Origin of the sequence: Pseudomonas sp. PA-1-6B (assembly GCF_021609545.1) — a bacterium.
GTDB lineage: Bacteria > Pseudomonadota > Gammaproteobacteria > Pseudomonadales > Pseudomonadaceae > Aquipseudomonas > Aquipseudomonas fluorescens_BV.
The window spans coordinates 40,454-52,890 of sequence record NZ_WJZM01000029.1 but is presented as its reverse complement, the minus strand read 5'-3'; the positions used below and the strand labels follow the sequence as shown (position 1 = coordinate 52,890).

Annotated in this window: 9 protein-coding genes and 4 tRNA genes; 12 read left to right on the top strand and 1 reads right to left on the bottom strand. The window is 61.4% G+C overall.

Features of this window, described 5'->3' with window-relative positions; all coding sequences use genetic code 11:
• Positions 1-18: 18 nt before the first annotated feature.
• The 9 genes from GIV35_RS15465 (at position 19) to GIV35_RS15425 (ending at position 8,464) form a co-directional block, all read left to right on the top strand.
• Positions 19-1,230 carry an O-succinylhomoserine sulfhydrylase gene (locus GIV35_RS15465; RefSeq protein WP_014719150.1) on the top strand — a complete coding sequence of 404 codons (1,212 nt, stop codon included), beginning with the start codon at positions 19-21 and terminating at the stop codon, positions 1,228-1,230.
• Between the two features lie 11 nt (positions 1,231-1,241).
• Positions 1,242-2,006 (top strand): SDR family oxidoreductase, encoded by a 765-nt coding sequence (locus tag GIV35_RS15460; protein ID WP_003192533.1) that lies wholly within the window; start codon positions 1,242-1,244, stop codon positions 2,004-2,006.
• A 107-nt stretch (positions 2,007-2,113) separates the two neighbouring features.
• Positions 2,114-2,189, top strand: a tRNA-Val gene (locus GIV35_RS15455).
• A 55-nt stretch (positions 2,190-2,244) separates the two neighbouring features.
• A tRNA-Asp gene (locus GIV35_RS15450) sits at positions 2,245-2,321 on the top strand.
• A gap of 105 nt (positions 2,322-2,426) precedes the next feature.
• A tRNA-Asp gene (locus tag GIV35_RS15445) sits at positions 2,427-2,503 on the top strand.
• A 386-nt stretch (positions 2,504-2,889) separates the two neighbouring features.
• Positions 2,890-5,721, top strand: a complete 2,832-nt coding sequence (locus GIV35_RS15440; RefSeq protein ID WP_166406047.1) for a xanthine dehydrogenase family protein molybdopterin-binding subunit — start codon at positions 2,890-2,892, stop codon at positions 5,719-5,721.
• Positions 5,714-6,253, top strand: coding sequence for a (2Fe-2S)-binding protein (locus GIV35_RS15435; RefSeq protein ID WP_014719147.1), 540 nt, complete (start codon positions 5,714-5,716; stop codon positions 6,251-6,253). The genes GIV35_RS15440 and GIV35_RS15435 overlap by 8 nt, the downstream gene beginning before the upstream one ends.
• Before the next feature lie 2 nt (positions 6,254-6,255).
• Positions 6,256-7,491, top strand: a complete 1,236-nt coding sequence (locus tag GIV35_RS15430; RefSeq protein ID WP_236265137.1) for a c-type cytochrome — start codon at positions 6,256-6,258, stop codon at positions 7,489-7,491.
• 1 nt (position 7,492) lies between these two features.
• Positions 7,493-8,464 carry an XdhC family protein gene (locus GIV35_RS15425; RefSeq protein ID WP_213154037.1) on the top strand — a complete coding sequence of 324 codons (972 nt, stop codon included), beginning with the start codon at positions 7,493-7,495 and terminating at the stop codon, positions 8,462-8,464.
• Positions 8,465-8,600: 136 nt separating this feature from the next.
• Here GIV35_RS15425 and GIV35_RS15420 read toward each other — a convergent pair whose 3' ends face one another.
• Complete coding sequence (locus GIV35_RS15420) at positions 8,601-9,884, bottom strand: NAD(P)/FAD-dependent oxidoreductase (RefSeq protein WP_116666556.1); 1,284 nt, start codon at positions 9,882-9,884, stop codon at positions 8,601-8,603.
• A 184-nt stretch (positions 9,885-10,068) separates the two neighbouring features.
• Between GIV35_RS15420 and GIV35_RS15415 the strand changes: the two genes are divergently transcribed.
• The 3 genes from GIV35_RS15415 (at position 10,069) to GIV35_RS15405 (ending at position 12,431) form a co-directional block, all read left to right on the top strand.
• Positions 10,069-10,145: transfer RNA gene (locus GIV35_RS15415), tRNA-Val, on the top strand.
• Between the two features lie 622 nt (positions 10,146-10,767).
• Positions 10,768-11,484, top strand: coding sequence for a DUF969 domain-containing protein (locus GIV35_RS15410; RefSeq protein WP_014719143.1), 717 nt, complete (start codon positions 10,768-10,770; stop codon positions 11,482-11,484).
• Positions 11,481-12,431 carry a DUF979 domain-containing protein gene (locus GIV35_RS15405; protein ID WP_105227355.1) on the top strand — a complete coding sequence of 317 codons (951 nt, stop codon included), beginning with the start codon at positions 11,481-11,483 and terminating at the stop codon, positions 12,429-12,431. Before GIV35_RS15410 ends, GIV35_RS15405 begins: the two co-directional genes overlap by 4 nt.
• Positions 12,432-12,437 lie beyond the last annotated feature (6 nt).

Sequence of the window (12,437 nt, the reverse complement as noted above, 5' to 3'; positions counted from 1 at the left end):
TGAGTAAGGAGTCGCAGCATGAGTCAGGAATGGGATGCCGGTCGGTTGGACAGCGACCTCGATGGCGTAGCTTTCGATACCCTGGCTGTGCGCGCCGGCCAGCACCGTACCCCGGAAGGTGAGCACGGCGACCCGATGTTCTTCACCTCCAGCTACGTGTTCCGTACCGCCGCCGACGCCGCTGCGCGGTTTGCTGGCGAAGTGCCGGGCAACGTGTATTCGCGCTACACCAACCCGACCGTGCGTGCGTTCGAAGAGCGCATTGCGGCCCTGGAAGGCGCCGAGCAGGCCGTGGCGACTGCCACCGGCATGGCGGCCATCCTGGCCGTGGTGATGAGCCTGTGCAGCGCCGGCGACCATGTGCTGGTATCGCGCAGCGTGTTCGGCTCGACCATCAGCCTGTTCGAGAAGTACTTCAAGCGTTTCGGTATTGAAGTGGACTACGTGCCCCTGGCGGACCTGTCCGGTTGGGAGGCGGCCATCAAGGCCAATACCAAGCTGTTGTTCGTCGAATCGCCGTCCAACCCGCTCGCTGAGCTGGTGGACATCGCCGCGCTGTCCGAAGTCGCGCATGCCAAGGGTGCCATGCTGGTGGTGGACAACTGCTTCTGCACCCCGGCCTTGCAGCAACCGCTGAAGCTGGGTGCGGACATCGTGGTGCACTCGGCAACCAAGTTCATCGACGGCCAGGGCCGTTGCATGGGCGGCGTGGTGGCCGGTCGCAGCGAGCAGATGAAGGAAGTGGTGGGCTTCCTGCGCACCGCCGGCCCGACCCTCAGCCCATTCAACGCCTGGATCTTCCTCAAGGGTCTGGAAACCCTCAGCCTGCGCATGAAAGCCCATTGCGCCAACGCCCAGGCTCTGGCCGAGTGGCTGGAGCAGCAGGACGGTATCGAGAAGGTGCATTACGCCGGCCTCAAGAGCCACCCGCAACACGCCTTGGCCCAGCGCCAGCAGCGCGGTTTCGGTGCAGTGGTGAGTTTTGAAGTGAAGGGCGGCAAAGACGGCGCCTGGCGCTTCATCGACGCGACGCGCTTGATCTCCATTACCGCCAACCTGGGTGACAGCAAGACCACCATCACCCACCCGAGCACCACCTCCCACGGGCGCCTGGCGCCGCAGGAGCGTGAAGCGGCCGGCATCCGGGACAGCCTGATCCGCATCGCGGTGGGCCTGGAAGATGTTGCTGACTTGCAGGCAGACCTGGCCCGCGGGCTGGCGGCCTTGTGATCGAGTGGTCCATGGAGGCTGCGGCGGCCAGTAACGGGCGTGTGGCGCTGGTGACGGGCGCGGCGCGGGGCATTGGCCTCGGGATTGCCGCGTGGCTGATCAGCGAAGGCTGGCAGGTGGTGCTGACCGATCTGGACCGCGAGCGCGGTGCCAAGGTGTCCAAGGTGCTGGGCGACAATGCCTGGTTTATCACCATGGACGTGGCCGACGAGAAGCAAGTGGCCCAGGGTGTCGCCGAGGTGCTGGGGCAGTTCGGGCGCCTGGATGCGTTGGTGTGCAACGCGGCGGTGGCCGACCCGCGCAATATCACCCTGGAAAGCCTCGACCTGGCGTACTGGAATCGCGTGCTGGCGGTCAACCTCAGTGGGCCGATGCTGCTGGCCAAGCACTGCGCGCCTTACCTGCGTGCCCATGGCGGTGCCATCGTCAACCTGGCCTCGACCCGGGCGCGTCAATCCGAGCCTGACACCGAAGCCTATGCGGCCAGCAAAGGTGGGCTGTTGGCCTTGACCCACGCCCTGGCCATGAGCTTGGGGCCGGAAGTGCGGGTCAATGCAGTCAGCCCTGGCTGGATCGACGCCCGTGACCCGGCTGCGCGGCGTGCAGAGCCGCTCACCGACGCCGATCATGCCCAGCATCCGGCGGGCAGGGTGGGGACGGTGGAGGACGTGGCGGCGATGGTGGCCTGGTTGCTGTCACGTCAGGCCGGGTTCGTCACCGGGCAAGAGTTCGTGGTGGACGGCGGCATGAGCAAGAAGATGATTTACAGCGAGTAGGGCGGGTAGCCGTCTTGAAGTCATTTTGTCTTTTTCAGAAAAACTTCAAGCAGGCTATTGACTTAGGTCCGCTACCTGCGTAAATTTCGCGGCCTCAACGAAGCAAAGGGTGATTAGCTCAGCTGGGAGAGCATCTGCCTTACAAGCAGAGGGTCGGCGGTTCGATCCCGTCATCACCCACCACTTCTTGAGAGTTTTGCCTCAGGGCAAGACGCAACGTTAAAGGTTGCACCGACGCGCAGCGGTAGTTCAGTCGGTTAGAATACCGGCCTGTCACGCCGGGGGTCGCGGGTTCGAGTCCCGTCCGCTGCGCCATATTTTCCAGGTTCGATCTGTCGGGCTTGAGATTGAACAACCCAGGTTGATCGATCAGATGTTTAAAGGTGGTTGAGGGTTTACGCTCAATCAGCCAAGCGATACGCAGCGGTAGTTCAGTCGGTTAGAATACCGGCCTGTCACGCCGGGGGTCGCGGGTTCGAGTCCCGTCCGCTGCGCCATATCTGCATCAAGGCCCACTGAACGCCTTGAAGCACAAGGAAAGCCACTGGCTCACCTTGATCCGATAGCAAAGACCCTGGTCGAAAGACCGGGGTTTTTTGTGTCTGGGGTTTGAAAAAAACCCATCTTCTTCGCTGCCATCAGCGCTCATTATCGGCAAACGGCCGACAGATCATTTCGATTCTGTCGGCCGTTTTGCGTTCTTGTGTCAAAAAATTTCAATGTGGTTATTTGCCGCAGGCGCAGAAACCTTTAAAGTTAACCCTTCGGTCAACTTTGCACTGTCTTCATGGCCTTTTGATTCGTCGAGAAAGGTTTCTGCAAGTCTCCAGATTCGGTGTACTTAACCATAAGGGCGGATTTATAACCGCTCAGAGGATGATCCATGTCCAACCGTGAAATAACCCGGCGCTCGTTCCTCCAGGGCGGGCTGGTGGCGGGTGTGAGTGTCACGCTCACGCCGCTCAGCACCCAGGCGCTGGCTGCCTTGATGGAAAACAGCGTGACCGTGCCGTCTGAAAAGTGGCTTGGCCATAACGGCAAGGCGCGCCAGCGTAACGATGCCTTGTCGAAAGTCTGCGGCAGCAAGGTGTTTGCCCGCGACATCCGTTCCAAGGACATGCCTGGCTGGCCCCAGCAGCAAGGTCACGCCATGTTGCTCAAAACCATCAAGGCCGACCACATCTACGCGGGCTACGACTTGTCGTGGCTTGGCGCCGAGTTGCAGCCGGACCGCATTGTCACCGCTGCCGACCTGGACAAAGACGGTATCGTCTTCCCGGAAGAACATGCGCCGGACCCATTGCTGCCCGAGGGCAAAGTGCCGATGTTCATCGGTCACCCGGTGGCGATCCTGATCTGGAACGACTTCGAGCGTTTCCGTCAGGCCAAGAACAAGCTCAAGTTCAATGACAAGGCGATTCGTTACGGCGCCAAAGTGCCGTATTACGAAGGTGACCCCTACGGTAGCTTCCGCTACGTGCGCGTGGGTGGCCCGACCTCGGCCGATGAAGACGAATTCGCCAGCCTCAAGGATTCGATCCTGTTCCCGATGCTGAAAAACCGTCGCCCAGTGTGGAATTCCCAGCCGAACCTGCACGGCAACCTGACCGAGCGCGGGCTGTTCTACGCCGAGCGCATGAAGAGCCAGATCAACACGCCACCGGACAACTGGCTAGTGTTTGACGAGCGCTACAAAACCCCATCGATCGAACCGGCCGCCATGGAGCCGGACAACGGCAACGGTTGGTACGATCCGGCGACCAAGACCCTACACTTTGTGGTGGCCACCCAGTGCCCATTGGAAGTGGCGACCGAGACCGCCAAGATGATCTCGCCGTCGCGCTTCGGCCTGGCCCACCTGAACATGCATCCGGGTTATACCGTGGGTTACGGTTCCAAAGACCACAACATTTTCGTCTACTACGCCGCCCTCGCTGCGTTGTATGGCGCCGGTGTACCGGTGCGCCTGGCCAACGACCGTTACGAGCAATTCCAGAGCGGCATCAAGCGTCACCCGTTCGATATGCGCTATCAGTTGGCGGTCGACAAGAACGACCACAGCTTCAAAATCTTCCTCGCCGACATGAGCGTCGACGGCGGTGGCCGGATCAACTACAGCCCATCGGTGGCTGCGGTCGGCGCCACGGCGGCGCAGTCGATTTACTACATGCCGCAGAACGACCTGCAGGTCACTGCGTACCACTCCCGTGGCGTTGAAGCCGGTTCGATGCGTGGCTACGGCACCCTGCAAAGCATGGCGGCGACCGAAATGATGGTCGACGAAATCGCCGGTCGACTCGGTGTAGATGCCATCGAGCTGCGGCGCAAGAACGCACTGCGTTCGGGCATGAAGAACACCCAGGGCGCGATCCCTGCCGGTGCGTTGCGGCTGCACGAAATTCTCGACAAGGCCGCTGCGCACGACGTGTGGAAAAACCGTGACGCGATCAAGCAACAGCGTGAAGCCGCAGACCCGGATAACTGGTATGGCGTCGGTTTTGCCATCTGCCAGAAAGACTTCGGCACCGGTTCCGAAGCGCCGATGGCCAGTGTTGAATTCAGCGCTGACGGTCGCATCAGCCTGCGCCACATCGGAATCGAAATCGGCACCGGCATGTCCACTTCGCAGTCGCTGGTGGTTGCCGACTTCCTCGGCAGCCCGGCCCACGAAGTGAAGACCGGCGAAACACAATGGCAGGAAATGCAGCTGGTCACCGGCGGCAACCCTTACACCATGAGCCAGGCCGAGCAGGACAACCTGCTGCGCAACCCGCGTTGGGTGGGCAAGCTCGCGTCGGCGTCGTCCGCGACCAACTCGGCGTACTACTTCAGCCATGCCACCCGTGAAGCGGCGCGCGTTCTGTTCAACCACGGCTTGTGGCCGGCTGCGCTGGAGATCTGGCGCCAGGGCCCGTTCGGCGGCCAGGCCAACCCTTATGTGGTGCGCCGCGAAGACGCGCATTGGGTGGACGGCAAGCTCACCGCCAACGGCATGCAGCCATTGAGCTTTGAAGAACTGGCCAAGCGCGCTCATGAGCGCGGCCTGGTCACCGCTGCCACGGTCCACGGGTTCAACCGCTGGAGCTGGGCCGAGGCTGAGTACAGCATCGACGGCGTGCGCGAGCGCCTGCCGCTCGACGGTCTGGCGGTGAAATACGGCGATGGCGCACCGAAAGCCAAGCAGGCGCTGATGAGCACTGCCGGTTTCCACCTGCTCGATCGTCAGAACGTCAGCTATCCCGCCACCCAGTTGAATAACGCTGCGGTGACGTACTACAGCCCCGTCGCCACGTTGGTCGAGTTGAAGGTCAACAAGGGTTCGGCGCAGGTCGAAGTGCTCAATCACCATTCGTGGGTCGAGTGCGGGCGTGTGCTGGTTGAGGAGTTGGTCAAGGGCCAGCTCGAAGGCGGTGTGGCCATGGGCATCGGTCACGCCTTGATGGAAGAAATGCCGTTGTACGAAGGCGGGCCGGGGGAGGGCGACTGGAACTTCAACCGCTACCGTCTGCCGATGGCGCGTCACGTTGCCGTGTGGAAACAGACCTCGGAGATTCTGCCGGCGCTGTCGCCAAGCGACCCGTCCAAAGGTATCGCTGAAGTGGTGATGATCCCGATTGTCGGGGCCATCGGTAATGCGGTGGCACACGCCATCGGTAAACGTGTTCGCGACCTGCCAATCACGGCTGCCCGCATCAAGGAGGCCCTCAATGGCTAACCGTCCGCTTCAACTGACCCTCAATGGTCAACCCGTCGGCCCGGTGGACATCCCTGATGACCTGCCGATGATCGACTACCTGCACGAATACAAAAACCTCACCGGCTCGCGGTTGGGCTGCGGCCAAGGCATTTGCCACGCCTGTGTGGTGATCGTCGACAACCCGGACGGCACCAGCGAAGAAGTGCGCACCTGCATCACTGGCGCGCATTACTTCGAAGGCAAGCAAGTGCGCACTATCGAAGGCCACGCCAAGCGCGATGAGTCGGGCCAGGTCACTGAGCTCAACCCGATCCAGCAGCGCTTCGTGGATGAGTTCGCCTTTCAGTGCAGCTATTGTGCGCCGGGCTTCGTCAACGCGGCGACCGTGTTGGTGGAGAAACTGCAACGCCAGCCGACCGTGTACAGCAAGCTGGAACAAATCATCGAGGACAGCCTCGGTCATCACGTCTGCCGTTGTACCGGGTACGTGCGTTATTACAACGCCACCCGCAACGTGCTGACCGATCTCGGCCTGGTCAAGGAGGGTTAAGCATGAAGCTTTTTCTGACCCGCCTGGCCTTGGCGGTCGGCCTGGCCGCGCCGGTATTGTTTGCCCACGCTGATGATCAAGCCAAGCGCGGCGAATACCTCGCCCGCGCCGCTGACTGCATGGCCTGCCACACTGCACCGGGCGGCGCGCCGTTTGCCGGCGGCCTGCCGATTGTCTCGCCGTTCGGCACCATCTACGGCACCAATATCACACCAAGCAAAGAACACGGCATCGGCTTGTACAGCGATGACGAGTTCTTCGCCGCGTTGACCGAAGGCAGGCGTCGCGACGGTGCGTACTTGTACCCGGCGATGCCCTACACCTCGTACCACCTGATGCCGCGTGAAGACTCGGACGCCATTCATGCGTACGTCAAAACCATCGAGCCGATCGAGCGCGCAGCACCGGTCACGAGCCTGAGCTTTCCCTTCAACGTGCGCCTGGGCTTGATGGGCTGGAACGTGCTGTACGGCAAAGCGCTGAAACTGGAACCGGCCGAAGGCAAGAGCGAAGCCTGGAAGCGCGGCCAGTACATGGTCGAAGTGCTTGGCCACTGCGGCGAATGCCACACGCCACGTGGCCTGCCCGGTGCGATGGAGCTGGACAAGCGCCTGACCGGCGGCATCCTCAACGGCTATCTGGCGCCCAGCCTGCTCGCCACGGACCTGGCCGCGCGCGGCTGGAATGAGCAGGACCTGGCCACGTTCCTCAAGCACGGCATGAGCGCCCAAGGGACGATGTTCAACGAGATGTTCCCGGTGTTCCACAACAGCACCCAGGGCCTGGGCGATACGGACCTGGCCGCGATGGCGACCTTCCTGCTCGGTGATAAACCGCCGGCAGCCAAGGCGCTGGTCGAAGTGCCGGTGGAACACCTTGGCCCGAGCGCTCAGCGCGGCCGCCAGGAATACCTGAACGTCTGTGCCGGTTGCCATGCTGCGGGTGGTGAAGGCAAGCCGCACATCGCGGTGGCGATGCGCGGCAACACCACGCTGCGTCTGGAAGACCCGCGCAACCTGGTGCGGGTGATCGAGGACGGGATTGGCGAGCAGAAGTTCTCCGGGTTCGAGCACATGCAACCGATGCCGGGCTTCGCGGGAAAACTCAGCCCGGAACAACTCACCGATCTGATCAATTACCTGCGCCAAGGTTGGGGTGGGCAGTCGGCGGAGCTGGCGGTGAGCGATGTGCAGAAGCTGCAGGCTGAGGCGCCGTCCATCGAGCACAAGGCGCACTGACATGCAGCATCTGGATCTGCAAGTGGTGCGACGGGCGCTGGCGTGGTCGGTGGCGGGGCAGCGCCTTTGGCTGTGCACCGTGCTGGCCACCTACGGCTCGGCGCCGCGGGCGCCGGGTTCGCTGTTGGCGGTGAACGCCGCTGGGCAGTGGATTGGGTCGTTGTCGGGTGGTTGCGTCGAGGAAGACTTTCTCGAGCGCGTCGCCGAAGGTGCGTTTTTCGATGCGGTCAACGTGGTGCGCTACGGCGCAGGGGGCGATCCGCGCTCGCGGGTCAGCCTGCCCTGCGGCGGCATTCTCGATGTATTGGTTGAGAAGTTCGAGCCTGACTGCGAGGTGCAGGCGCACCTGCGTGAAGTGGAGTCGGCGCTGCTCGGGCAGCGCCGCTTGATTCGCCAGGTCGACCTGGCCAGCGGGGAGCGCAGCCTGGTCGCTGATTGTGAACAGGGCGCGCGCATCGAGCGTGACAGTGCGCGGGTACACATCCGCGTCGGTGCGGCTCAGCGTCTATTGCTGGCCGGGTACTCCAGCGTGGCGCAGGCGTGTGCCGAGTTTGCGGTCGGCCTTGGGTTCGAAGTGATTCTCTGCGACCCACGTGATGAAGTGCTCGAAGGCGTGGTGCTCAATGGTGTGGAGATTCGTCGCCAGTTGCCGTCGGTGTTTATTGCCGACGGCGGCTGTCACCGTGATACGGCGGTGGTTGCGCTGACGCATGACCCGCGTATCGACGATCTGGCGATGATGGAAGCGGTGCGTACCGACGCGTTCTACATTGGCGTGATGGGGTCGTTGCAGACCTCGCAGAAGCGCTTTGAGCGACTGCGCCGCGTCGGTGGGTTGGGGGAGCCTGAACTGGCGCGGATACACGCGCCTATCGGGCTTAACCTGGGCAGCAGGACGCCGTCGGAAATTGCGTTGGCGGTATTGGCCGATATCGTACGGATTCGTAGCGGGATTGCTCGCGACCAGCTCTGAGGCGCAGCCCTGCTTAAAGGCGCGTCGTAATGTGGCGAGGGAGCTTGCTCCCGCTGGAGTGCGTAGCGCTCCCAGGCTTTTGGGGCCGCTTCGCAGCCCAGCGGGAGCAAGCTCCCTCGCCACAGGTTGCCTGTGTTTACATCCCGAATTTATCTCGCAACCCGTAGTACCAAGCCCCCAGCGCCGCAAACGGCGTGCGCAACATTTGCCCACCCGGGAACGGGTAATGCGGCAAGCCCGCAAACGCATCAAAACGCTCAGCCTGACCTCGCAAGGCCTCCGCCAGTACTTTGCCTGCCAGGTGCGTGTACGTCACGCCATGGCCGCTACAGCCCTGGGAGTAATAGATGTTGTCACCCAGGCGGCCGACCTGCGGCAAGCGCGACAGGGTGAGCAGGAAATTGCCGGTCCAGGCGTAGTCGATCTTCACGTTCTTCAGTTGCGGAAAGGCCTTGAGCATTTTCGGTCGGATGATCGCTTCGATATTCGCCGGGTCCCGCGCGCCATACACCACGCCGCCGCCGAAGATCAGGCGCTTGTCGCTGGTGAGGCGGTAGTAGTCGAGCAGGTAGTTGCAGTCCTCGACACAGTAATCCTGTGGCAATAAAGTCTTGGCTACTTCATCGCCCAGTGGCGCCGTGGTGATCACTTGGGTGCCACACGGCATCGACTTGGCCGCCAGCTCCGGCACCAGGTTGCCCAGGTAAGCGTTCCCCGCGACGATAATGAATTTGGCCCTGACCCTGCCTTCGGCGGTGTGTACCACCGGATTGGCACCGCGCTCAATGCGCACCGCTGCCGATTGCTCATAGATCGTGCCGCCCAGGGATTCCACAGCCGCGGCTTCACCGAGCGCCAGGTTGAGCGGGTGGATATGGCCACCGCTCATGTCCAGCAAACCCCCCACATAGTTGTCACAGGCCACCACCTCGCGGATGCGGCGCTCGTCCAGCAACTCCAGTTGCGTATGGCCGTAGCGCTCCCACAGGCGCTTTTGCGACTCCAGGTGGCCCATGTGCTTGCTGTTGAGGGCGGCGAACACGCCACCGTCCTTCAAGTCGCACTGGATCTGGTACTTGGCCACGCGCTCACGGATGATCCTGCCACCTTCAAACGCCATCTGCCCCAACAACTGCGCCTGCTGGGGCCCGACGCTGCGCTCGATCACGTCGATATCGCGGCTGTAGCTGTTGACGATCTGCCCACCGTTGCGACCCGAAGCACCAAAACCCACCTTGGCGGCTTCCAGCACCGTGACGCGAAAGCCGTTCTCCAGCAAAAACAGCGCACTGGAAAGCCCGGTATAGCCGGCCCCGATCACGCACACATCGGTCTCGACTTCACCTTGCAACACAGGACGGGGCGGAACTGCATTCGCGGAAGCGGCGTAATACGACTGGGGGTAGGGGGTGTTCGCCATCCTGGAACCTCTGTTTTATATTTTTTACGAGTGCGCCGATCCTACCTGAGTTGAAAATTGCCTGCCAGCCACCCGAAAATCACGGGTGTACCCGGCGCAAATAAAAAATTCGCATATTCATAGGGTTAGCTGCAAAAAAGATGTTGACACCCCTTCGGAATTCCGTAGAATGCCGCCTCACAGCAGGCACGTAGCTCAGTTGGTTAGAGCACCACCTTGACATGGTGGGGGTCGTTGGTTCGAGTCCAATCGCGCCTACCAAACAAAATCCGCTCTGCTGGGCGGTCTAGAAGGGCTCACCGAAAGGTGGGCCCTTTTTTGTTGCCTGGAATTTGGGCAAAGGAAAGTCAAGACGCCTGGCGGCGTCTTTCAGGGCTTGTATGTCCAATCAGGCGAAAAGCGTCGCCACCGCCAGCAGGCAAATTACCTGGGCGAACAGCTGGCAGCGTATTTCGCCAAGCGTGGTCGCCATACTACTCATTTGTCCGGCATACATAGCGGGAACCCTCATTGTCGGCATGACGCCGTGAATGAACTCCAAGTACACACAGCTGCATCGTGGAGTATAGGCGCTGATCAGGAATTTTCCCTGCCGACGCCCTAGCGAGTTCATCTTCACGACTTTTCCAAAAAAACTGCGCTGAATCTCTGCATGGCACCGTACCGCCCGAAGCCATCCCCCCACAAAAATTATTGGTTTGCAGCAACAATTTTTCTTGTTGGACACCCCCGGCCCCAGGCAGCAAAGTTGCGCCACTGACGCTCGACCTTCCAGGTCAACAATAAAAAACCGAGCCGACTGCACGCCACTTTCACGCTGTGAGCCCTTTGCCCACATCCTGCTGTAATGGCGCCGCAGCGCGCACTAAAGGACCTCCCCGCCATGCAAACTGTTGTGAACTTATGGCCGTTGATCGGCGTACTTGTCATCGTGGTCGGCTTTGTATTGCGCTTCAATCCGCTGTTGGTGGTCACCGCAGCCGCCATCGCCACCGGGCTTGCCGCCCAGTTCCCTCTGGAAAAAATTCTCGCCACCATGGGCGATGGCTTCCTTCAGACCCGTGCGCTGCAACTGATTCTGTTATTGCCGCTGGCGGTGATTGGCCTGCTGGAGCGCCATGGCCTGCGCCTGCATGCGCAGAACTGGATCGCACGCTTCGAACGCGCCACGGTCGGGCGCTTGCTGATCATTTATCTGTTTGTGCGTGAGTCCACGGCGGCCATGGGGTTGACCAGCCTGGGTGGGCATCCGCAGATGGTGCGGCCGCTGCTGGCGCCGATGGCCGAGGGCGCCGCAGAAAAACGTTATGGCAAGCTGCCTGACAAGCTGCGCCACAAGGTACTGGCCATGTGCGCTGCCACCGACAACGTCGGGTTGTTCTTTGGTGAGGACATCTTCGTGGCCTTTGGTGCGATTGCGTTGATGCACACCTTCCTGCTTGGCTCGGGGATTGATGTGGAGCCGCTGCACATTGCGGTGTGGGGCATCCCGACGGCGATCTGCGCCTTCATCATTCACGCTATCCGGTTGCATCGTTTCGACCGGCGCTTGACCCGCGAAATGAGCTCGGCCACCGCTCCGGTGGAGGCTGCTCAATGATTATTTCCATTCAATACCTGTACTGGCTGGCGGGCGTGCTGTTGCTGATCACCGCCGGCATGATCCTGCTCGACCGTTCCCACCCCAAGCGCTGGTCCAGTGCGCTGTTCTGGTTGTTGTTCGCCGTACCGTTCCTTATAGGCGAGCGCCTGCCTTCGGTGGTCATCGGAGTGGGTGTGGTGGTGATGGCATTGATTGCGGGCTTGGGCGGCGTTGGTCGTGGCCGCCATGCCGAATTGCACGACAAGGCGTCCCGCGCCAGTGCCGGGCGCCTGGGCCACAAACTGTTCATCCCGGCGTTGGCGATTCCGCTGACCACGGTGATTGGTTCAGTGTTGCTAAAACACACCGAAATCGGCGGTGTACCGCTGCTGGACCCGAAGAACACCACCTTTGTCTCCCTCGGCATCGGTTGCCTGATCGCCCTTGGCCTGGCCTGCTGGCTGACCCGGGATACGCCGGTACAAGCGTTACGCGAATCCCGTCGCCTGACCGAAGCCCTGGGCTGGGCCATGGTGCTTCCGCAAATGCTGGCGATGCTCGGGCTGTTGTTCAATGAGGCCGGGGTGGGCACGGCGGTCGCTCATGTCACCACCACTTACATCAACCTGGACTACAAGTTGGTGGCGGTGATGGTCTATGTGTTGGGCATGGCCTTGTTTACCGTAATCATGGGCAATGGTTTTGCGGCCTTTCCGGTGATGACCGGTGGCGTCGGCGTGCCGGTGCTGGTGGGGATTTACGGCGGCAACCCTGCAGTGATGGCGGCGATTGGTATGTTCTCTGGCTATTGCGGTACGTTGATGACGCCGATGGCGGCCAACTTCAATATCGTACCGGCGGCGCTACTGGAGCTGCCGGATAAAAATGCGGTGATCAAAGCCCAAATACCCACGGCGCTGATGATGCTGGTGGTCAATATCGTGCTGCTCTATCTGTTGATGTGAGGCCAC